Annotated in this window: 20 protein-coding genes and 1 tRNA gene; 7 read left to right on the top strand and 14 right to left on the bottom strand. The window is 67.1% G+C overall.

Features of this window, described 5'->3' with window-relative positions; translation table 11 throughout:
* Positions 1-39 precede the first annotated feature (39 nt).
* From GOPIP_RS26255 to GOPIP_RS26280, 6 genes are all read right to left on the bottom strand, one after another.
* Entirely contained in the window at positions 40-1,953 is a 1,914-nt protein-coding gene (locus GOPIP_RS26255; protein ID WP_006372907.1) for a propionyl-CoA synthetase, read from the bottom strand.
* 241 nt (positions 1,954-2,194) lie between these two features.
* Positions 2,195-2,458, bottom strand: coding sequence for a DUF2630 family protein (locus GOPIP_RS26260; protein WP_006372908.1), 264 nt, complete (start codon positions 2,456-2,458; stop codon positions 2,195-2,197).
* Positions 2,459-2,509: 51 nt separating this feature from the next.
* The gene (locus GOPIP_RS26265) at positions 2,510-2,836 is read right to left on the bottom strand and encodes a histone-like nucleoid-structuring protein Lsr2 (RefSeq protein WP_006372910.1); all 327 of its coding nucleotides are present in this window, start codon (positions 2,834-2,836) and stop codon (positions 2,510-2,512) included.
* Between the two features lie 302 nt (positions 2,837-3,138).
* Positions 3,139-4,854 (bottom strand): phospho-sugar mutase, encoded by a 1,716-nt coding sequence (locus GOPIP_RS26270; protein ID WP_006372911.1) that lies wholly within the window; start codon positions 4,852-4,854, stop codon positions 3,139-3,141.
* 130 nt (positions 4,855-4,984) lie between these two features.
* Positions 4,985-5,061 (bottom strand) — tRNA-Met (locus tag GOPIP_RS26275).
* A 110-nt stretch (positions 5,062-5,171) separates the two neighbouring features.
* Positions 5,172-8,192, bottom strand: coding sequence for a UPF0182 family protein (locus GOPIP_RS26280; RefSeq protein ID WP_006372913.1), 3,021 nt, complete (start codon positions 8,190-8,192; stop codon positions 5,172-5,174).
* A gap of 189 nt (positions 8,193-8,381) precedes the next feature.
* On the opposite strand from GOPIP_RS26280, the gene GOPIP_RS26285 reads away from it, so the two are divergent.
* Positions 8,382-8,969: a PPA1309 family protein gene (locus GOPIP_RS26285; protein ID WP_244421230.1), complete on the top strand. Its 588-nt coding sequence runs from the start codon at positions 8,382-8,384 to the stop codon at positions 8,967-8,969.
* A 27-nt stretch (positions 8,970-8,996) separates the two neighbouring features.
* Here the strand turns inward: GOPIP_RS26285 and GOPIP_RS26290 are convergent, their stop codons facing one another.
* Positions 8,997-10,046 carry a YlbL family protein gene (locus GOPIP_RS26290; RefSeq protein ID WP_006372915.1) on the bottom strand — a complete coding sequence of 350 codons (1,050 nt, stop codon included), beginning with the start codon at positions 10,044-10,046 and terminating at the stop codon, positions 8,997-8,999.
* Positions 10,047-10,232: 186 nt separating this feature from the next.
* Here GOPIP_RS26290 and GOPIP_RS26295 point away from each other — a divergent pair, with 186 nt between their 5' ends.
* The 3 genes from GOPIP_RS26295 to GOPIP_RS26305 all read left to right on the top strand — a co-directional run bounded on the left by GOPIP_RS26295 (position 10,233) and on the right by GOPIP_RS26305 (position 14,220).
* Positions 10,233-11,762: a zinc-dependent metalloprotease gene (locus GOPIP_RS26295; RefSeq protein WP_006372916.1), complete on the top strand. Its 1,530-nt coding sequence runs from the start codon at positions 10,233-10,235 to the stop codon at positions 11,760-11,762.
* 106 nt (positions 11,763-11,868) lie between these two features.
* A complete protein-coding gene (locus GOPIP_RS26300; RefSeq protein WP_244421231.1) occupies positions 11,869-12,849 on the top strand; it encodes a hypothetical protein in 981 nt (326 codons plus the stop codon).
* A 57-nt stretch (positions 12,850-12,906) separates the two neighbouring features.
* Positions 12,907-14,220 carry an ABC1 kinase family protein gene (locus GOPIP_RS26305; RefSeq protein WP_006372918.1) on the top strand — a complete coding sequence of 438 codons (1,314 nt, stop codon included), beginning with the start codon at positions 12,907-12,909 and terminating at the stop codon, positions 14,218-14,220.
* Here the strand turns inward: GOPIP_RS26305 and GOPIP_RS26310 are convergent.
* Positions 14,189-14,926, bottom strand: coding sequence for a helix-turn-helix domain-containing protein (locus GOPIP_RS26310; protein WP_006372919.1), 738 nt, complete (start codon positions 14,924-14,926; stop codon positions 14,189-14,191). The genes GOPIP_RS26305 and GOPIP_RS26310 overlap by 32 nt on opposite strands.
* A 107-nt stretch (positions 14,927-15,033) precedes the next feature.
* Here GOPIP_RS26310 and GOPIP_RS26315 point away from each other — a divergent pair, with 107 nt between their 5' ends.
* A complete protein-coding gene (locus tag GOPIP_RS26315; protein ID WP_006372920.1) occupies positions 15,034-15,405 on the top strand; it encodes a VOC family protein in 372 nt (123 codons plus the stop codon).
* On the top strand, positions 15,402-15,965 hold the full coding sequence (locus tag GOPIP_RS26320; RefSeq protein ID WP_006372921.1) for a class I SAM-dependent methyltransferase: 564 nt from the start codon (positions 15,402-15,404) through the stop codon (positions 15,963-15,965). Before GOPIP_RS26315 ends, GOPIP_RS26320 begins: the two co-directional genes overlap by 4 nt.
* Positions 15,966-16,024: 59 nt before the next feature.
* Here GOPIP_RS26320 and GOPIP_RS26325 read toward each other — a convergent pair whose 3' ends face one another.
* The 4 genes from GOPIP_RS26325 to GOPIP_RS26340 form a co-directional block, all read right to left on the bottom strand.
* Positions 16,025-16,342, bottom strand: coding sequence for a WhiB family transcriptional regulator (locus GOPIP_RS26325; protein WP_006372922.1), 318 nt, complete (start codon positions 16,340-16,342; stop codon positions 16,025-16,027).
* Positions 16,343-16,495: 153 nt separating this feature from the next.
* Positions 16,496-16,771 (bottom strand): hypothetical protein, encoded by a 276-nt coding sequence (locus tag GOPIP_RS26330; protein ID WP_006372923.1) that lies wholly within the window; start codon positions 16,769-16,771, stop codon positions 16,496-16,498.
* Positions 16,772-16,890: 119 nt separating this feature from the next.
* Positions 16,891-19,008, bottom strand: a complete 2,118-nt coding sequence (locus tag GOPIP_RS26335) for an ATP-dependent DNA helicase UvrD2 (protein ID WP_006372924.1) — start codon at positions 19,006-19,008, stop codon at positions 16,891-16,893.
* Between the two features lie 100 nt (positions 19,009-19,108).
* The gene (locus GOPIP_RS26340) at positions 19,109-19,381 is read right to left on the bottom strand and encodes a mycoredoxin (protein ID WP_006372925.1); all 273 of its coding nucleotides are present in this window, start codon (positions 19,379-19,381) and stop codon (positions 19,109-19,111) included.
* Positions 19,382-19,476: 95 nt separating this feature from the next.
* Here GOPIP_RS26340 and GOPIP_RS26345 point away from each other — a divergent pair, with 95 nt between their 5' ends.
* On the top strand, positions 19,477-20,052 hold the full coding sequence (locus GOPIP_RS26345) for a DinB family protein (RefSeq protein WP_006372926.1): 576 nt from the start codon (positions 19,477-19,479) through the stop codon (positions 20,050-20,052).
* A gap of 29 nt (positions 20,053-20,081) precedes the next feature.
* On the opposite strand, the gene nudC is transcribed toward GOPIP_RS26345, so the two are convergent.
* Together nudC and GOPIP_RS26355 are read right to left on the bottom strand one after the other, a co-directional pair.
* Entirely contained in the window at positions 20,082-21,008 is a 927-nt protein-coding gene (gene nudC / locus GOPIP_RS26350) for an NAD(+) diphosphatase (RefSeq protein ID WP_006372927.1), read from the bottom strand.
* Between the two features lies 1 nt (position 21,009).
* On the bottom strand, positions 21,010-22,080 hold the full coding sequence (locus tag GOPIP_RS26355; RefSeq protein WP_026919963.1) for a potassium channel family protein: 1,071 nt from the start codon (positions 22,078-22,080) through the stop codon (positions 21,010-21,012).
* Between the last annotated feature and the right edge of the window lie 49 nt (positions 22,081-22,129).

Consider the following 22,129-nt stretch of genomic DNA (forward strand, 5'->3'; position numbering starts at 1 on the left):
CCAACCTCACCGCACCCGGACGCCGAACGATCCAGGGGCTCAGCCACCGAGCTGACGCGCCAACGCCGCCAACACGTCCGGGTCCTCGATGGTCGAGGGCACCGTGTAGTCCTCGTGATCGGCGATCTGGCGCATGGTCTTTCGCAGGATCTTGCCCGAGCGGGTCTTCGGCAGCGCCGGCACCACGGTGACGTCGCGGAAGGTCGCGACGGCCCCGATCTCGTTGCGCACCATGGCGACCAGCTCGGCGCGCAGGGTGTCGGGCTCGATCTCGACTCCCGACTTGAGGACCACGTACCCGCTCGGCCGCTGCCCCTTGAGGTCGTCGTGGATGCCGATGACCGCGCATTCGGCGACCGCCGGATGCGCGGCGACGACCGCCTCGATACTGCCGGTGGACAACCGGTGTCCGGCGACGTTGATGACGTCGTCGGAGCGGCCGAGGACGAACACGTAGCCGTCGGCGTCGACGTATCCGGAGTCGCCGGTCAGGTAGTACCCGGGGAAGGCCTTGAGATAGGAACTGCGGTAACGCTCTTCGTCGCGCCACAATCCGGCGAGGGTTCCCGGCGGCAGCGGGAGTTCGATGACGATGTTGCCCTCGGTGCCGGGCGCGACCGCGGCGCCCTCGGCGTCGACGACGCCGACGCGGTACCCCGGTACCGGCACGGTCGGCGAGCCGGCCTTGATCGGCATGGGTTGGAGCCCACGGAGATTGGCTGCTATCGCCCAGCCGGTCTCGGTCTGCCACCAGTGGTCGACGACCGGGATCCCGAGGATCTGTCCCGCCCACTCGAAGGTGTCGGGGTCGAGGCGCTCGCCGGCGGCGAACAGGGTCTGCAGCGAGGAGACGTCGTATTGGGCGAGTAGCGCGGCATCGGGGTCGGCCTTGCGGATGGCGCGGATCGCGGTCGGTGCGGTGAACAGCGCCTTGGCACGGTGTTCGGAGATGACGCGCCAGAACGCACCGGCGTCGGGCGTGCCGACCGGCTTGCCCTCGTACATGATCGTCGTCGCGCCGATCAGCAGCGGACCGTAGACGATGTAGGAGTGGCCGACGACCCATCCGACGTCGGACGCGGTCCACCAGACGTCACCGGGGTGGATGTCGTAGATGTTGGGCATCGACCAGGCCAGCGCGACGGCATGCCCACCGTTGTCGCGGACGACGCCCTTGGGTTTCCCGGTGGTTCCCGAGGTGTAGAGGATGTAGAGCGGGTCGGTGGCCGCGACCGTCACCGGTGCCGCCGGCATGGCGTCGGCGATCTCGTCGTCCCAGTCGAGCCAGCCGTCGTGGTCGGCGGCCGAGCCGGGGACCTCGTCGCGGTTCTTGACGATCACGGTGGTCGGGGGCTTGGCGGCGAGTTCGAGCGCCTTGTGCACCATCGGCAGATATTCCACGACGCGGCCGGGTTCGAGACCGCCGGACGCGGTGACGATCGCCACCGGCTCGGCGTCGTCGATCCGGGTGGCGAGTTCGGGTGCGGCGAATCCGCCGAAGACCACCGAGTGGACGGCGCCGATACGGGCGCACGCCAACATCGCGATCGCGGCCTCGGGAATCATCGGAAGGTAGATGACGACACGGTCGCCCGCCGCGACGCCTGCCGCGCCGAGTACCCCGGCGAAACGCGACACCTCGTCGAGGAGCTCGGCATAGGTGTAGCGCCGCACCTCACCGACCATGGCCGAATCCCAGATGAGCGCCATCCGATCGCCGTGACCGGCGGCGACGTGGCGATCGAGGGAGTTGAAACAGGTGTTCAGGGTGCCGTCGGGGAACCAGCGATAGATCGGGGCGTGTGAGTCATCGAGCGCCACCGTCGGCGGCACCGACCACTCGATCTCGGCGGCGGCGGTGAGCCAGAACGACTCCCGGTCCTCGATGCTGTCGCGAAATGCCTTGTCGTAGCTGTCTGATCCGAAGCTGCGCGCGTCGCTGTTGCTGGCCACTGCCGTCCTCACGTCGATCGATGTCGCGGCAGAGAGGTCGGGTGACCCGCCACGCTGCCGATTCGAGGGTAATCAGCCTCACACGTGGGCGCGAGGGGTTGGCCACACCTGCGCCGACCGGTCGGCAGATCGCGCCGAACGGTGTGGCGAACCCACCCGTTCGGGCAGGTCAGCATGTCCGATCGGGTGGGTTCGGTGGGCATCGGGTCTCGGCGATGCAAGGTGGATCCAGGACCCGAGATCACTCCAGATAGTTCTCGACGACGTCGGCTGGACGGGCCGACGCGTCGTCGGGATTCTGCCCGGCACGCCGGCGTGCCTGACGCTGCCGCAGCAGATCCCAGCATTGATCGAGGTCCACCTCGAGTGCGCGCAGTCGCGCATTTTCTTCACCCTTGCTGATATCTCCGCGCTCGAGTCGCTCACGCAACTCGTGCTCCTCCCCGATCAGCTCGGTGATGTGGTCTCGGATGGACCTGTCGGTATTCGGAAAGTCGTCGGCCATGCCCCGACACTACGCGTCGGGCACATCAGGCGTCGGAACGAGTTTCGACCCTCAGTTCGCGGCCTGGTACGCCTCGATGATCTCCGTTGCGATACGTCCGCGATCACTGATGTCGTACCCGTTGACGCGCGCCCAGTCGCGCACGGCCTTCAGATCGCGAGACGAACGTGCACTTCGGGCCGCCTTCGACCGGCGGCTACCGGCCGAGCGTGAGGCCGTCACATATTGTTCGAGATCCTGCCGGAATTGCTTGGCGTGCGCCGGCGACGTATCGAATTCATAGGCTTTGTTGTCGACACTGAAGGTGATTGTGACAGCTTCCTTCAGTTCTTTTCCATCGAGATCATCGACGAATGTAACAACGGTTCGACGTGCCATCGGATAGAGCCCCCTCGTAGTACTGCGTTGCTGAATACAAAACGAACAATAGCACCGTACGGCATTAGTGCTCCGTATCCGGGCGCCGAATCGAGCGTTTTCCGGCGAGCATCAATAAATAATTGTCACATGTAAAGAAAATCGAGATTTTTCCGTCTTGGAACACCGCGACGTCGATATTCCGTGCTTATTCGGAGGTTTATGTCGTCTGATTATGCGACACGGAGAACGCCCATCTCGGTACCCGACCCGCAGCGGGCGCGGCGGCACCGCGGGTCCGGCCGCCGGCCTCGCCGTGCGGGTCAGAGCCCCAGAAGCGAGGTGAGTTCGGTGGCGAGGTCGCCCAGGCGTGCCTGCGCCGTGGCCCGTGCCGCCCGCACCCCTGCGGTACGCACATCGTCGGCCGGAATGACCACCTCGAGATAGCACTTGAGCTTGGGTTCGGTACCCGACGGCCGGACGATGACGCGATCGTCGGCGGCGGTCCGGAACAGGAGGGCGTCGGTCGGCGGGAGGTCATCCCCACCACGTGCGAGATCGCGGAACTCGACGATCGCCTCCCCGACCAGTCGATCCGCCCGGGCCGACCGCAGCCTTGTCATCGTGGCCTCGATCACCGCGGGATTCTCGACGCGCACGCTGATGGCCGAGGTGCTGTGGAGCCCGTGCACATGAGCCAGGTGGTCGAGCTGGTCCTCCAGAACCGCACCGGTCGCGGCGAGATCCTCGACCAGGGTGATCATGCGGACGGCGGCAGCGATTCCGTCCTTGTCGTGCACCGCGTCGGGGTCGGTGCAGTATCCGATCGCTTCCTCGTAGCCGAATCGCAGGCCGGGGGTGCGCGCGATCCACTTGAAGCCGGTGAGGGTCTGCGCGAATCGCAGACCATGCGCGGCGGCGATGCGGCCCAGCAGCCTGCTGGACACGATCGAACACGCCAGGGTGTCGCCGGGCCGGGAATCGTCGGCGGCGGCCTGCTCGCCGAGCAGCGCACCGATCTCGTCGCCGGACAGCTGCCGCCAGAGTCCGTCGCGGCTCGTCGCGACCGAACAGCGGTCGGCGTCGGGATCGAGCGCGATGACGACGTCGGCGTCGACCTCCCGGGCGTGGGCGATCGCGAGATCGATGGCGCCGGGTTCCTCTGGGTTCGGGAACGCCACGGTCGGGAAGTCCGGGTCCGGGAGGAACTGCGCCGGCACGGGGTGGACGTCGCCGATGCCGGCGGCCCGCAGGACCTGCATCGCCGTGGAGCCGCCGACGCCGTGCATCGCGGTCAGGACCACGCGCACCGGTGACGGCTCGGCACGCCGGCGAAGACCGGCCGTGCGGGCGATGTAGCCATGCAGCAGCTCAGGATCGGCGCCGGTGATCCGGTCGTCGGAGCGCGGTACCTCGTCGGCCACCGGACTGTCGGCGATCCGCGACGCGATCTCGGCGTCGGCCGGCGGCACGATCTGCACCCCCGCTCCGTCGGCGTCGGTCGCCCGTCCACCCAGGTACACCTTGTAGCCGTTGTCGGTGGGCGGGTTGTGTGACGCGGTGATCATGATCCCGGCGTCGGCGTCGAGCGCGCGCACCGCGTACGCCGTGATCGGTGTCGGCAACTGCTCGGGCAGGGCGATGGCCCGCAGGCCGGCGCCGGAGAGCACCTGCAGCGCGGCTGTCCGGAATCGTGAAGAACCATGCCGCGCATCACAACCCACGACGACTGCGGCGTCGGGTCCGACGACGTCGAGCAGGTAGCGGGCCAGCCCCGCGGTGGCCCGGATGACGACGGCGGTGTTCATGCGGGATTCGCCGGCACCCACCGCCGCCCGCAGACCCGCGGTACCGAACTCGAGGGGACCGGCACACCGCGACCGCAACTCGGCGAGAGCCTCCGGATCGTGCGACCTCGCACCGGTGATGAGGACGCCGAGTTCGGCCCGGGTGGCCGCGTCGGGGTCGTGTGCGCACCAGTGCGCGGCGCGGGCGATCAGTTCACCGTCGGTGAGGACACCGTTGCTCACGCCAGTCATCGCATCCTCTTGCTCGTCTGTGTGAACCCGAACGTATCAAGCCCGCCCGCACTCGACTGCTCTCGATGGGGTGGGGGCGCAGATGCGAATCGGCCCCCGATCGCTGATGCGATCGGGGGCCGAATCTCCGTGGTAGCGGGGACAGGATTTGAACCTGCGACCTCTGGGTTATGAGCCCAGCGAGCTACCGAGCTGCTCCACCCCGCGTTGGTGAACACCACGTTACAGGGTGGTTCGGCGCGGATGCAAATCGCCTCCGCCCCGATACCTGCAGGTCGGAAAAACGTGTGACCACAACCACATTCATGGACTCCACGTCAGTTACCGCCACCGAGGGACTCGTATTGCGCAACTGCCTTGTTGAGCTGATCGAGCGCTTGACCGTACGCGGTGAAGTCGCCGCTGGACTGCGCTTGACGCAGCTTGTTGAGCGCATCACCGATCGCCGCGACGGCCGCATCCCGCTGCTGGTTGTTCCCCGACTGGCCCGTTTGACCATTGCCCGTGGAGGGCTGGTTCGGTTGTGGCGTCGGCACGGTCGGTTGGTCGGCGCCGGCCTGATTGCCGCTGGGCTCGCCGTTGAGCGGTGCGGTCGCATCCTCCGGACTGATACCCACCTGAGCCAGCGCCTCGGCAACGGTGGCTGCGTAACCGACCTTCGGATTACCCGCCGCGGCGTTGTAATACATCAGCACGCGGTGCAACTTGGGGATGCCGCCGCCGTTGTTGGTCTGGGTGTACAGCGGCTGGACGTAGAGGATTCCGCCCCCGCCGACGGGAAGCGTCAGCAGGTTGCCGTAGGTCACCTTGGTGGTGCCCTCCAACTGTTTTCGGTCGCCGAGGACGGCGCCGTAGTTGTTCATGTTGTCCTGCGCCTGCTGTGGGCCGACACCGGACTGACGATCGGTGGGCAGCACCTTCATGGTGATCTGGCCATAGGAGCCGGGATCCGACGAGACCGTCATGTAAGAGGCGAGGTTGCGCTCGCGGAAACCGGTGAACACCGTCGTCAGCTGGAATTGGGAGTCCGAACCGGTGCCGCCGCGCGGATTGCGCGCGGTGAAGTAGTAGGGCGGTTGGTTCAGCTGCCGGTTGGCGTTGTCCTCGTTACTCGGATCCGGGGGCACCGACCAGAAGTTGTTGTTCTGGAAGAACGCCGTCGGATCGGTCACGTGATACTTCGCGAGCAGTTCGCGCTGGATCTTGAACAGGTCCTCGGGATAGCGGACATGTGAGGCCAGGCTGGTGTTCTTGTCGAATTCCGAGCGCGGTTGCACGGTTCCCGGGAACACCTTCATCCACGTCTTGAGCACCGGGTCGTTCTTGTCGAACTGGTACAGGGTGACCTTGCCGGTGTAGGCGTCGACGGTGGCCTTCACCGAGTTGCGCACGTAGGACACCTGCGTGTTCGCCTGGCTGCGCTGAGCCTGGTTGTTGATCAGTTCTTGCGCATCGGTCGTCGCGTCCTGCAACGACGTCTGCTGCGAATACGGATAGTTGTCGAGGGTGGTGTACCCGTCGACGATCCACTTGATCGAACCGTCGGCCATCACCGCGGGATAGGCCTTGGAATCGACGGTCAGCCACGGCGCGACCTGCTTGACGCGGTCGCGCGGGTCACGGTTGTAGAGAATCCGCGAGTTGCTGTTGATGGCGTCGGAGAGCAGGAAGTTGCGTTCGGTGTACTTGACCGCGTACATCGCCCGCACGAACCAATTACTCAGCGAGACACCGGAATCGGCAGTGTAGGTGTAGGTCTTGTTGTCCTCGTCGTACTCCCGCGCGCCACCGGAGGTGCCGACGATCGCGTAATCGGGCGAGACGTTGGAGATCAGCTCGCCGAAGTAGATCCGCGGCTGGCTCACCTTGATCGGTGCGGTCGCCGCATAGTTGGGATCGCGGATGGTCTGCAGGTCGCTGACATAGAACACGGGAAGTCCCCCGCGGTCACTGCCCGACGTCGCGTCACCGGAGGCCTCGTCGACCTGATTGGCCGGTGCGGCGACGAAGCCGTTGCCGTGGGTGTAGACGGTGTGCTTGTTCAGCCAGTTCTGCTGCTGGTCACCGTATTTCGTCGGGTCGAGTTCGCGGACGGCGACGATGAAGTCACGTTCTTGACCGTCAACCTTGTACCGGTCGATGGCCAGCTGGGAGGGGAAGCCGTAGAAGTTCTTGAGGAACTGACGCTGGTTGAACGTGGGGGCGATGACATTGGGGTCGAGGATGCGGATGTTCGACAGGGTTGCCTCGTCGGCGTTGACCGCCTCGGCACTCGGCGCGGTCGCGCCCCAATCGTTCTGGTAGTCCACGTTCTTGCCGGCGACGATGCCGTACGCCTGTGTCGTCGCCGCGATGTTGCGACTGATGTACTCGGCTTCCTTCTGCGCCGCATTCGGCTTGACCGAGAACTGCTCCATCGTCAGCGGCCATCCGACACCCATGACCAACGCCGCGAGCAACATCAGCACCGTGGCGATCGCGGGAATACGCAGATCCTTGAGAACGACACCGGCGAAGAACGCCAGAGCACAGATGATCGCGATCGCCATGAGGATCAGCTTCGACGGGAGCACCGCGTTGATGTCGGTATAACTCGCACCGGAGAAGATCTCCTGCTTTCGATCACTGGAGAGCAGACTGTACCGATCGAACCAGTAGGCAGTTGCCTTGAGCAACAAGAAGATCCCGGCCAGGGCCGCGAGCTGGATTCTGGCCGACCCGGTCAACGATCCGCTGCCGCCGCCGAGACGGATACCGCCGAAGACATAGTGGGTGATCAGACTCGCCACGAACGCGATGACGACGATGACGAACAGGAAGTTCAGGACGAAGGTGATGAACGGCAGCTTGAAGGCGTAGAAGCTGATGTCGATGCCGAACTGGGGATCGGTCACCCCGAAATCGGTGCTGTGCAAGAAGGTCTGGACCGTCGCCCACGAACCCTGTGCGACGAGCCCGGAGAGCACACCGATGAGGACCGGCGGGATGATGGCGAACCAGCGAATCCGGCCCATCACCGCGGCGCGATAGCGCGCGAGCGGATCACCGGGTCCCGACGCGGGCACGAACACCGGACGCGACCGATAGGCGAACGCGATCGCGGCGAAGACGATGCCGCCGACGATCACCGCGGTGATCACGAACAGCAGGATTCGAGTCCACAGAATCGTCGAGAAGACCTCGGAGTAGCCCAGATCGGAGAACCACAACCAGTCGGTGACGAGGCCGACGATGCGCGGCCCGATCAGCAGGATGATCAGCAACGCAACCGCGATGCCGATGATGATCTTGCTCCTGCGCGACAGTGTCGGCAAACCTGCCGGCCCGCGAACGCCCACCTGACCCACTCTCCAAAGTTCTCAATCCGGACATGCGCCCGGCGACCGTCTGTGCCGTCCCTCCGGCGTGGCCACCCACTGTACTGGGCGGCGCAGGGTTCGGGCAGCGGGGCGATCCCGGCGCCGCAGTGTGGGTACTCGGGCGGTGCGGGCGCCGCGGTCGACGACCGTCCGGGCATGATGGACGCGATGTCCGACACGACCCGCTACTCCCCCGACGACCTCGGCCGTTCGCTACGCGAAGCGCTCGACTTCCTCGTGCCGAACGGACCCGATCACCTGCCCGCGGTCTTCGCGCTGGTTCCGACGCCGGTGCTGGCCCGGATGCACCCCGAACTCGTCGACCCCGACGACGACTCGGCGTTGAGTCTGCTCGCCGAGGAGCCGATTGCCCCGCGCGCAGACGACGATGGCGACACCGACGACGTCGAACCGTACGCCGCGCTCGAGGAATTCCTCGCGACCACGTCGTGGCCGGAACCGGTGGTGGGGGCGGCGGTCGTCCTCGACATCGTCGTACTGCCGCCCCAGGCCGGTCTCGATCTACCCGAGGCCGCCGGCGGCGCCGAACCGGATGCGCCCACCTTGCGCTCGGCGGCCCGTGATCATCCCGACGCGCGGGCGGCCCGGCTGGCTGTCGGCGCGTTGCGCGGTGGTACCCGTCTGGCCCTGCTCGAGCTGGTACCCGACGATCCCGACGAGGCGCGCGAGCTGCGGACCCATCCTGATATGGCGGCCGATCTGCAGCAGGCGTTGGCCGCGGCTCTCGACGGCTGACGCCCCCGGGGGGGGTCGCTCCCGGCGTCAGCAGTGCGGCACCGGCTTACCCGCGGCGAGGGCGTCAAGCGAGTCGACCGCGGAATCCAGCGACTCGACCTTGACCAGTTGCAGTCCGTCGGGGGCGTCACCGGCGGCCTCGGCGCAGTTCTGGTCGGGGACGAGGAAGACCGTTGCCCCGGCATCGCGTGCGGCACGGGTCTTGTGGGTGATGCCGCCGATCGGACCGACGTCGCCGTCGTCGGCGATGGTGCCGGTCCCGGCGATGAACTTGCCGTGGGTGAGTTGTCCGCTGCCGAGACGATCGATCACCGCGAGGGTCAGCATCAACCCGGCCGATGGGCCGCCGATGTCCCCGACGTTGAAGGTGATCTTGAGGTTCGGGTCGGCGTTGCGTACCTCCGGGGTGACGCCGATGTAGGCCACGTTCTGCTCGCCGGGACGCGCAGCGGCCTTGACGGTGACCGTCTGGGTGGCCCCGCCGCGTCGGATCTCGAAGGCGATCTCATCGCCCGGCTTGTGCGCGCGCACCGCCTTCTGCAGGTCTTCGGTGGTCGCGACCTCGGTGCCGCCGACCTTCACGATCGCGTCGCCGGACCGGAGCACCGACGAGGCCGGCCCGTCCGGGGCGACGAGTGCCGCCACGAGCTCGGTGGGCCGATCGAGGTATCGCAACGCGGCCGCCTGGGCGGTGGTCTCCGAGTTGCTCATGTCCTCGACGTTCTGCTGATTGGTCTGCTCGGTGGTCTGGTTCGGTGGGAACACGGTCTCGCGCGGCTGTACCGAATACGTTCCCGACAGCCACATCCCGATCGTCTGGAACAGCGACAGCCCGTCGGTCACCGACACCGTCGTCAGGTTCAGGTTGCCGTCGGTGTGCTGCGTCGGCACTCCGCTGATGTCGACGACGGGCACCTCGCGGTTGTCGAGTTGGATGGTGCCCAGGGTGTTGACCGTGGGCCCGGGCCCGAGCGCGACGAACGGCACCTGAACGGTCGTTCCCACGACGACGAGTGCCAGCAGGATCAGCACGGTCACGGCCACGGTGACGATGCGACGCGAGGTAGGCCCCTTCATTCCGACCACCCTAGGACATGGGTCCGATCCAGCCGCCGCACAGACCGATGCGGCGGACGGTCGAGGGCCGGTCGAGGGCCGGGTGCCGCCGTCGACGTCGACCACGCGCAGCCGACCTGCGCGAACTACGCTCAAGGCGAAATCATCGAGGGGGTCGCGACCACGCGCTGGCGGTACCGTGGAGGCATGAGTGATTTGCCCTTCGGTTTCTCGTCCTCCGGTGACGACAGCGGCAAGGACGACCGCCGCAAGGACGACGGTCCGACCGGCAACGACGGCCCCGGTGGCGCCCAGAACCCGTTCGGTGCCCAGAACCCGTTCGGGTTCGCCCTCGGCGGCGAGGGATTCGACCCGTCCGCCGGTCTCGACCCGTCGGCGCTGGGCCAGATGTTCAGCCAGCTCGGCAGCATGCTGAGCGGGATGGGGTCGTCGATGACCGGTCCGTCGGCCGGCGGTCCGGTCAACTACCAGCTCGCCGCCAACCTCGCGCGTCAGCAGATCGGCAACTTCACGCCCGTCCTCGACAAGGAGACCTCGGCGGTCGCCGATGCGGTCCGCCTGGCCGAGGTGTGGCTCGACGACGTCACCACGCTGCCGGCCGGCATCAGCAAGCCGGTCGCATGGACGCCGGTGCAGTGGCTCGACGAGACCATGCCGACCTGGAAAGGCCTGTGCAATCCCGTTGCCGCGCAGCTGGCCAAGACGTGGGAGCAGAATCTGCCCGCCGAGGCCGCGCAGTTCGCCGGACCGATGATGGGCATGATGACCCAGATGAGCGGCATGGCCTTCGGCACACAGCTCGGTCAGGGTCTGGGGCAGTTGGCCAAGGAGGTGTTGACCTCCACCGACATCGGATTGCCCCTGGCACCCGAAGGTGTCGGTGTGCTGTTGCCCGAGGCGATCGCGACCTTCGCCGACGGCCTCGATCTCCCGGCCCAGGAGATCATCGTGTTCCTCGCCGCGCGCGAGGCCGCGCACATGCGGCTGTTCACCCACGTGCCGTGGCTACGCCAGCGCCTGTTGGCCACCGTGGAGGAGTACGCGCGGGGAATCAGCATCGACTTCTCCGGCATCACCGACGCGACCGCGGGGATCGATCCCACCGAGTTGTTCTCCGATCCGTCCAAACTCGAGGAACTGATCAGCTCCTCGACGTCGTTCGAACCGACCACCACCCCCGAACAGAAGGCCGCACTCGAACGCCTCGAAACACTACTCGCCCTCATCGAGGGTTGGGTGGAAAACGTTGTCACCCAAGCACTCTCCGATCGCATCCCCAGTACCGCCGCGTTGACCGAGACGATGCGCCGCAGGCGGGCCAGCGGTGGTCCGGCCGAGCAGACCTTCGCCACCCTCGTCGGCCTCGAACTGCGCCCCCGTAAGTTGCGCGAGGCAGCCGCATTGTGGCGATCGCTGCTCGAGGCGTCCGACGTGGCCACCCGCGACAAGGTGTGGGAGCACCCCGACCTGCTGCCCGACGGCACCGATCTCGATGCTCCGGCGGCCTTCATCGACCGGGTGATCGGCGGCGACACCTCCGACATCGATTCGGCGATCGCCGAACTCGAGAAGTCCCTCGCCGCAGAGGCCGGAAGTACAGAGGCCGGAAGTTCAGAGGCCGGGGATGCAGAAGGCGGCAACACAGAGGCCGGGGACGGAAAAGCCAAGGACGTCAAGCCCGACGACAAGTCCGAGGACGGCGACGACAAGTCCTGACTTCGTACCGATACCGACAGCCGGGCCGGGCCCCACCGCCTGTGGATAACACCGCCTGTGGATAACACCGTGAGCCTGCGGTGTCGTCGGTGGCATGGTGATCGACATGACAGCGGCCGCCGCGACACCTGCTCCCGCCACCCCCGATGCCAGGACGTCCCGGCCGGCGACCGGTTCGCGAGTACCGACGGGCATGCCGGTCCTCGCCGACGGAACTGCGGTCCTGATCCGGCCCGGCAACCGGGTACACATCGGCGCGGACCCACACACCGCGTTGGTGCTCGAACTGCCCGCACGGGTCTCCGGCCGGGCGGTGGCCGACCTGTTGGCGTCGCTGTCCGGTCCGCGCAGCCGCGGCGAGGTGTTTTCCGATCTCGTCGACACCGGGCTCACCCGATCCGAGTTCGACGCGATCCTCGACCGCCTCGTCGCCGCGGGCAAAGCACTCCGCCCACCGTCGCAGCGACGCGTCGGCGCGCTGCGCATTCGTGTGCACGGGTCCGGGCCGCTGAGCACGCTGTTGTCGGCGTCGCTGACCGACGCCGGCTACAGCGTCACACGCAGCGTCCGCCGGCCCACCCCGACCGCGCCCGGGACCGTGCAGATGTCACCGATAGCGCTGCCCAATCTGGTCGTCCTCACCGACCACGTCGTACACGAGCCGTGGATGGCCGAACGTCTGATGCGCGTGGGCACCCCGCACCTGCAGGTCCGGTTGCGCGACGGGACCGGCCTGCTCGGTCCGCTGGTGCTGCCCGGCCTGTCGAGCTGCCTGAACTGCGCCGACCGTCACCGCGCCGACCGCGATCCGGCGTGGCCGTTGCTCGCGGCGCAACTCGCCGGGACGAGCGGGCACGCCTCGGCGTCGATCGCCCGTGCCACTGCCGCACTCGCCCACGAGCAGGTCGATCATCTCGCTGCAGCCCTCGCGTCGAGCCCCGACGCCGAGGGCACTGCCGCGCCGCCCGATCCCCCGCACCTGGTGAACCGGATCCTGCAACTGCACCCGGCGCCGCTGCGCATCGAGAGCACCACCTGGCTACCGCATCCACTGTGCGGTTGCCACGAGATCGCCACGCTGACGTGAGGCGCGGCCCGGGCAACACCTCGCCGGTCCTCTATCCTGAGGAGGGGAAAGGAAGCTATGACCGACATCACGCGGGGGCAAGGTCGCCGTAACGCCAAACTCGTCTCGCTGCCCATCGGTATGGCCGGGCGCGCCGCTGCCGGGTTCGGCAAACGGATGGCCGGCCGGGACAAGGACGAGGTCAACCAGGAGCTGCTGGAGAAGTCCGCCGAGCAACTGTTCGCGGTTCTCGGGGAGCTCAAGGGTGGGGCCATGAAGGTCGGCCAGGCCATGTCCATCATGGAGGCGGCGATCCCGGACGAGTTCGGTGAACCGTTCCGCGAGGCCCTCACCAAGTTGCAGGCCGAGGCGCCGCCGCTGTCGGCGTCGAAGGTTCATCGGGTGCTCGATCAACAGCTCGGCACCAAGTGGCGATCGCGATTCCGCGAGTTCTCCGACGAGCCCGCGGCCGCCGCCAGCATCGGCCAGGTGCATCGCGCGGTGTGGTCCGACGGGCGTGACGTGGCCGTCAAGATCCAATACCCGGGCGCCGACCATGCACTCAAGGCCGACCTGAAGACGTTGTCCCGGATGTCGGGGCTGATGCAGAAGCTCTCCCCCGGCACCGACGTGAAATCGATGATGGACGAGCTCATCGACCGCACCGAGGCCGAACTCGACTACCTCGGCGAGGCCGACAACCAGCGCGCGTTCGCCAAGGCCTTCGACGGCGACCCGGACTTCGTGGTGCCCAAGGTCGTGGCGAGCTCACCCAAGGTCATCGTCTCCGAATGGCTCAACGGCACACCACTGTCGAAGATCATCACCAACGGCGACAAGGCAACTCGCGACCGCGCCGCGGCGCTGATGTCGACCTTCGAGGTGTCCTCACCGTTCCGCGTGGGCCTGCTGCACGGCGACCCGCACCCCGGCAACTTCTTCCTCACCGACGACGGTCGGTTCGGCGCACTGGATTTCGGCGCGGTCGGCCACTACCCGAACGGGTTGCCGCCGGAGACCGGCCCGATCCTGCGTCTCGCGCGCGAGAAGGAATACGACGAACTCAAGGAACACATGGTGGCGGCGGGATTCATCCTGCGCTCCCAGGTCGACAAGGTCTCACCGACCGACCTGCAGGCGTATCTGCGTCCGTACGTGGATCCGCTGTACTCCGAGTCGTTCCATTTCACCCGAAAGTGGTTGCAGCGCGCCGCCGGTCACGCGACCGACGTACGCGGCGAGGTGTACAAGACCTCACGGCACCTCAACGTCCCCAAGCACTATGTGATGGTGTTCCGCGTGCTCGCCGGATGCGTCGGCATCGCCGCACAGCTCGACGCCGAGGCGCCATACCGGGCGATCATGGAGAAGTGGGTGCCGGGCCTGGCCTGAGACCGAAGCGGGCCGGCGTCGTCCCCAGCTCCCGGGAGAATGCGACGATGTAGGCCGACGGTGTGGCATAACCACAGGCCGCGGCCGCTCGTGTCACCGAACCGGTGTTCGTCAGGGTTTCCAGGGACGTCAGGATGCGCGCACGGCGCAGCCATAGTCCCAGCGTCAACCCGGTATCACGCCACACATGACGTTCGAGAGTGCGCACGGCAACCGACATGTCGCGTGCGAGGGTGGCCGCCGGCGTACCCGGCGATCGAAACGCGAGCACGACGAGCAAACGCCCGAGTTCCCCGGTGGGCAATGGCAACTCGAGAGATTCGACCGGTGCGGAACGCAGTTGGTCGACGAGGACGGTCACGAGGGCCGAGTGCAAGGGATCGCCCGGTTTCAGTGGCGCCTGTCGAACGATGTGTGCGAGCAGTTCACACGCGAACGGCGACAGCGACACCACCGTGGGTCGATCGGCGGGAAACGGTTCGGCAACAGCGGCCGGGTTGCGCTGTAGGTAGACGATCCTGACTCGGACCGGCCGTGCATTGTCGATCTCCACCGGCATCCCCGCGGGTATCCAGACCGCACGCCCGACGGGCACTGTCCACCGTGCGGCCGCGGTCAGCACGGTCAGCACCCCGGCTGCCGCATGGATCATCTGATTCCATCCGGGTTCGATGGCGATCTGCGCGCGTTCGGCCGGATGAGTCACGGCGTACCCACGAACGATCGGTTCCCTCGAATCGTGTTGTCGTAATTCCGACACAATTTGTCAGAGTATCGAAAGCACGGCGAGACAGCAGGGAGAATGCTGGAGCCATGGCCGCTCCGATCACTCACTTCGCACTCAACGCCGACGACGTAGCCTCGACTCGACGGTTCTACGAGTCGGTCTTCGGATGGAGGTTTGCCGCATGGGGGCCGCCGGGCTTCTACTCCATCGACACCGGCGGCGAAATTGCAGGAGCACTCCAACAGCGCCGCAGCCTCGACGGTCGCGAAATCGTCGGAGCCGAGATCACATTCTCCGTCTCCGATGTCGACGCGACAGCCTGCACCATCGAGGAATCGGGTGGGCGGGTGGTCCTGCCTCGCCACACCATCGACGGCGTCGGACACCTGATCTTTCTTGCCGATCCCGCCGGAAATGTGGTTGGCGCGATGCAATACGACCCTCGTGCGGGCAGATGAACGAGGAGCACCTCACGCTGTGCACCAGTAGCGAGTGGGCACATGCGGTACGTGAATGGATACTGCCGTGGACCCTCGAGGGCTTTGAGCTCGGTGAGCAGGTGGTAGAGATCGGACCCGGCCCCGGCGTGACCACCGAGTTGCTCATCGAGCGCGCCTCACATCTCACCGCGGTCGAGATCGATGAGTCGCTTGCCGCCGACCTGCGCCGACGTTTCGCCGATCGGACCGACATCGACATCCTCTGCGCTGACGGCGCGAATACCGGATTGACTGCAGGCCACTATGATTCGGTGATCTGCATGACGATGTTGCACCACGTCGCCTCACCAAGGGCTCAGGACGCGGTGTTCACCGAGGCACGGCGACTGTTATCACCAACCGGCGCCTTTCTCGGTTCCGACAGCCTCGACGGCCCTGAGTTCCGTGCATTGCACGAGAACGATGTGTGCGTACCCGTGGCGCCGGAGGAACTCGACACCCGCCTGCGACGTGCGGGTTTCCGGTGGGTCGAGGTCGACACCAACGAGTGGTCAGTACGCTTCCGCGCGCAGCCTTGATGCACACCGACGAAACCGGCCGTCCCCGACAGACTTTCGTCGGGAACGGCCGGTTACGTTCAGGCCGCATTCTTGCGCGGGCGGCCACGGGGACGCTTGCGCGCCACCACGACACCGCGATCGAAGATCTCGCCGCCCCACACACCCCACGGTTCGGCCCGCTCGAGGGCCGCGGCCAGGCAGGCCTCCCGCAACGGGCACTCGGCGCACATCGCCTTGGCCCGCTCGAGGTCTCGGGGATCCTCGGCGAACCACAGGTCGGCGTCGGTCATCTGGCAGGGAAGGTCGGTCTGCCCGAGGGCCGGGGCGGACGTGACGCCGACCGCGTCGAAGCGATCGGAGGGCATACAGGACTCGAGGACGCAGTCGGTCGTCATTGTTGTCTCCACCTCTACTCGGATTCTTCGGATGTTCTCGACCCGAGCCGTTGGTGGAGCCCTGCCGCACATCGACGAGATGGGCGGGAGGTCAACCAAAAAGGGCCACGGGTTCGCTTTCGCGATTCGCCCGTGGCCGCCGTTCCGACGCTGTCAGCGTCTGAATACGAGGTTCTGCACGGGGAACCGCTTGTCGGCTCGTGCTGCCGCTACCGCGGGAGCCGGAAATCCGACGGGCTGCGCCAGAGCGACGGCGCCGCAACGGTGATCGGTGGCATGGCCACATTCGTCGAGCCAGGAGCGGTCGCGACGGGCGACGGTCCGACGGGACATGGCGATGCCGTCGTCGACGACAGCGATGCCGTTGCCGATCTCCGATGCCGACGCTGCTTGCGTCGACTCGGCGGCGCCGAGAATGATTGGGTTCACTGATCCGCTCCTTTCTGGTCTCGTGTGGCCACGCGTGACAGGCGGTGCCATGACGGCACACAGCCGTCCCCGTGCTGATGTGTTCACCAGCCTAAGGGCCGATGCGTAGATCGCACAACCTATTTTTGACCTGCGGTTTTCACGATGTCGATGACGTCGGGACCGTACTTGTCGAGCTTGCTCGCGCCGATGCCCGAGATCGACACCAGCGCCTGCTCGTCGGTGGGATGCTGCTCGGCGATGGCGAGCAGGGTCTTGTCGGAGAACACCACGTAGGGCGGAACCGCGTCGTCCTTGGCGCGTTGCCTGCGCCAGTCCTTGAGCGCGACCAGCAGATCCTCGTCGAGATCGGACGGGCAGCTCTCGCATCTGCCGAGCAGCGTCGCCGTCGCATCGATCAGTTTGGACCCGCAGACCCGACAGGTGGGGCCGCGTTTGGGTTTGCGTTCGGGCGCGATCCGCGACGCCGGCGAATCGTCGGGGATCAGGCCGGACAGGAACCGTGACCGCCGGCGGGAGCGGCCACCCTCGTTGCGCGCGGCCGCCCACGACACCTGCAGATGCTCCCGGGCACGGGTGATCCCCACGTAGAACAGGCGCCGCTCCTCCTCGACCTCGTCGGGAGAGCCCTTGATGGCCTGGCTGATCGGCAACGATCCCTCGGTCAATCCGACCAGGAACACCGCATCCCACTCGAGTCCCTTGGCTGCGTGCAGCGATGACAGCGTCACCCCCTGCACGGTCGGTGGGTGCCGCGACTGCGCGCGCGTCCGCAGTTCTGCGGCGAGCTGGGGCAGCGTCAGGTCGGGGGTCTCGTGGACCATGTTCTCGGTGAGCTCGGCCAGCGCCCGCAGCGATTGCCACCGCGCCTTGGCCTGCGCGCCCGTGGGTTCGGTGTCGTCGAGGCCGAGTTCACGCAGCACCGCGGTCACCGCGGTGGTCACGTCGACGTCCTCGCGCAGTCCACGTTCGGCGACGGCGTCGAGACGACGCATCGCCTGCCGCACCTCGGTGCGCGTGAAGAACGCCTCGCCGCCGCGCACCTGGTACGGGATGCCCTGCTCGGTCAGCGCCTGTTCGTGATTCTCCGACTGGGCGTTGACGCGGTAGAGGATCGCGATCTCCGACGCCGGCACGCCGTCGTTGATGAGCCGCTTGATCCGCTTGGCGACCGCGGCGGCCTCGGCCGGCTCGTCGGGGTAGTCGACGAAGCGGGGCGCCGGGCCGCGCGCACGCTGGCCGACGAGTTCGAGCCGGGTCCCGGCGATCCGTCCGTGCGCGGCACCGATCACGCGATTGGCAAGACTCACCACCTCGGGGGTGGACCGGTAGTCGCGGACCAGGCGCACCATGGTCGCCTCCGGGAAACGCCGGGGGAAGTCGAGCAGGTAGTCGGCCTTGGCGCCGGTGAAGGTGTAGATGGTCTGGTTGGCGTCACCGACGACCGTCAGATCGTCGCGTTCACCGAGCCACGCGTCGAGCAGGCCCTGCTGCACGGGCGTGACGTCCTGGTACTCGTCGACGACGAAACACCGGTATCGCGAGCGGAACTCCTCGGCCACGGCGGGATCGACGTCGATCATCTGGGTCATGTAGATGAGCAGATCGTCGAAGTCGAGCAGACGATTCCCCTCCGGCGACACCTTGGCGTCCTCGTAGGCGGCGTAGACCTCGGCCACCTTCTCCGGCGCCGCGGGAGACTCGCGCATCAGCCGCGTCGCCGCGGCGACATAGCCTTCCGGCCCGATCACCGACGCCTTGGCCCACTCGATCTCCGAGAGCAGATCACGCACCGTGTCGGTGGACGTACCGAGCCCCGACCGCCGCGCCGCACGCGCCATCAACGGGAACTTGTTGTCCAGCAATTCCCATGACGCGTTCCCGAACACCCGCGGCCAGAAGAACCGCAGCTGCCGCAACGACGCGGCGTGAAAGGTCTGCGCCGACACCGACGGACCGGACGCGCCGATTCCCAAGGAGCGCAATCGGGTACGCATCTCCCCCGCCGCGCGGGCGGTGAAGGTGACGGCGAGTACCTGTGACGGATTGACCTGCCCGGTGTCGATGAGATGCGCGATCCGACGGGTGATCGTGCGGGTCTTGCCGGTGCCCGCGCCGGCGAGCACACATACCGGACCGCGCGGCGCGAGCACCGCCTCACGCTGTTCGGGGTCGAGTCCGTCGAGGATGCCGCGATCGCGCGACGGGGATGTCCCCTCCTCCGGTCGGGCGGACATCTCGACCCCCTTCTGCGTGGAACGTTGCGGCACGCCCTCCACTATGTCAGCCGCCCCCGACACCGTCGTGGGACGCTCCACAGGGACACGGGGCAGGTGCTCAGACGCCCAGTTTGGCCCGCACCTCGGCAATGCTGGGGTTGGTGGCGGTCGACCCGTCGGCGTAGAGCACGGTGGGGACGACGTGATTACCGCCGTTGACACTGCCGACGAACTCGGCGGCCTCGGGGTGGGCCTCGATGTCGATCTCGTTCCACTCGATCCCGGCGCTGCGCAATCCGGTCTTGAGTCGTGCGCAGAAGCCGCACCAGCTGGTGGTGTACATGGTCAGCTGATCGGTCGGGGTTGCGGTTGCCTCACTCATGGCACCCATAACATCATCGGACGGCAGGCTGTTCCGCACGGCGCGCGGTGATGCTCGCCACCGCGCGCCGACGCCTGCCACCGTGCAACGCGACAGGAGTGATGATGGCCGAATCCCCCACCAAGGAGCAGCTCGTCAAATACCTGCAGGAGCTCCGCGATACCGTCCTGTGGAAGCTCGACGGCCTCGACGAGTACGACCTCCGACGCCCGCTGACCCCCACCGGCACCTCACTGCTCGGCATGGTCAAGCACCTCGCCGACGACGAGTTCTCCTACTTCGGTGAAGCCTTCGGCCGGCCGGTGACCGACCTGCCCTGGATCGAGGGCCGCGACTCCGGGGACCAGGCGGACATGTTCGCCCGCGCCGACGAGTCCGTCGCCGACGTCGTCGGCTGGTATCGGAGCTCGTGGGAGCACGCGGCACAGACACTTGCCACCCGAGACCTCGACGCACTCGGGGTGGTGACGTGGTGGACCCATCAGTCGGTGACGCTGGGCCGGATTCTGCTGCACATGGCGGTGGAGACCGCACGTCACGCCGGGCAGATGGACATCCTGCGCGAATCCGTCGACGGCGCCGTGGGTCTCTACGCGGACAACACCAACATCGCGCCCGTCGATCACGCGGCGCACCGTGCGCGCGTCCAGGCCATCGCCGACGGATTCCGGCGCAGCTGACATGGCCATCGCGTGCGCAGCCGGTGCGTTCAGGGCGTCGCGTGCGCCCAGGTCGTGATCAGTGCGTGGGCGATGGAGATCGAACCGGGCAACAGCAACCGCGGGCCGTCGGCGTCGGGTTCGGGATCGTCGCGCTGCCATTCGTCACCGCGGGCAAGTGCCTCGAGCACCTCGTCCCGGTGGAACCACACCGCGTCACCGATCTCGCCGTCGAGGAAGCGCAGCGGCTCGCTCGGATCACCGACCGCGGCGAAGCCGAGCATCAATGATCGCGGGAACGGCCACGGCTGGCTGCCGAGGTACCGCGGATCGGTGACGGTGATCCCGACTTCCTCGTGCACTTCGCGAATCACGCACTGCTCCAACGATTCCCCGGGTTCGACGAAGCCCGCCAACGTGGAATACCAGCGTGCGGGCCACACGGCCTGACGGCCCAGCAGGATCTGGTCGGCGCCATCGTGCACCACGGTGATGATCGCCGGGTCGGTCCGCGGGAACTCATCCTCTCCGGTCTCGACGTGGCGTCGGACCCAGCCACCGCGGGCCGGGCGGGTCGCACCGCCGTCCACCGGCGAGAATTGTGCCCGCGCATGCCAATTCAGGATTCCCAACGCCGTCGCGAGCAGGCCTGCCTCGTCGGCGGAGAGCCGGGCGGCCCCGCGCCGGGCGTCGGCGGTGCGTCCGTCGAGGGTCTCCACGCGCAGCGCCCACAGATCGGTGTCGGTGTGGGCGAGGAAAACCGCGTCCTGCGGCGGGGCGTCGGCGATCTCGACGGCCGGACGCCATCGCAGGGCGCGTTCCTCGGTCACCGGGTAGCGTCCGGCCGGGTCGATCGGGAGAACCCTGGCGGTGGACCATCCCGACACCATCCGCGCCGGATCGTCGCGGATCTCGTCGGCACGGTCGAAGGTGCCGCGGGACAGCAGCGGCGGCTGGTCGAAAACGAAGGCGCCCATGTCAGTCCGCCGGTCCCTTGCGCACGTAGAGCAATCGGTCGCCGGCTTCGATCTGCTCCACCTCGCTGTCGTCGACCCGGTGCAACACCCCGCCACGGACCACACCGAGCACGATGTCGCGGGTGTGCGCCGGGGAGCCTCCGGTCTCGGTCGGGTCGACCTCACGCTCGGCGATCGCGTACCCGGCGTCGGGGGTCAGCAGATCCTCGATCACCTCCACCACCGACGGCGTCATGGTGGCGATGCCGAGCAGCCGGCCCGCGGTCTCCGACGACACCACCACGGAGTTGGCGCCCGACTGGCGCATCAGGTGGGTGTTCTCCGATTCGCGGATGCTCGCGACGATCTTCGCCCGCGGATTGAGTTCGCGGGCGGTCAGCGTGGCGAGTACCGCCGTGTCGTCGCGGTTGGTCGCGACGACGATGCTCGCAGCGTGTGCCACACCGGCGAGCCGCAGGATGTCGGACTTGGTGGCGTCACCGCGCACCGTGACCAGACCATCGGATTCGGCGGCCTCGAGCACCGTCGGGTCGGCGTCGACGACGACGATGTCGGCGGGTTTGATGCCGTCGCCGATCATCGCGTCGACCGCGGTACGACCCTTGGTGCCGTAGCCGATGACCACAGAGTGATTGCGCAAGTTGTTCCTCCAGCGCTGGATCTTGAGGGCTTGACGTGAGCGTTCGGTGAGCACCTCGAGTGTGGTGCCGATGAGCACGATCAGGAACAACACCCGCAACGGGGTGATGATGAGCAGGTTGAGCAATCGCGCCGACGGGGTCAGCGGGGTGATGTCGCCGTAGCCGGTCGTCGACAGCGTCACCGCCGAGTAGTACAGGGCGTCGAGAAACGACAGCGGGTTTTCCTGCACGTCGCGATATCCGTCGCGATCGAGGTAGACCAGCACCGCGGTGAAGAACAGCGCGATCACCGCGAACACCACGCGTTTGCCGATGGCGCGGCCCGGGCTCTGCTGCAGTTCGGGAATGCGAACGACCCCGACCAGGGCGTAGTCGGGGCCCTCGGAGAGATCCTCGCCGCGAAACCGGCGCCGGAATCCGCGCGATCTCATCGCCGGCACGGCGCGCTCGGATGGGTCGCTGCTGTCACAGTGTGGAATC

Origin of the sequence: Gordonia polyisoprenivorans NBRC 16320 = JCM 10675, assembly GCF_000241325.1 — a bacterium.
Lineage (GTDB): Bacteria > Actinomycetota > Actinomycetes > Mycobacteriales > Mycobacteriaceae > Gordonia > Gordonia polyisoprenivorans.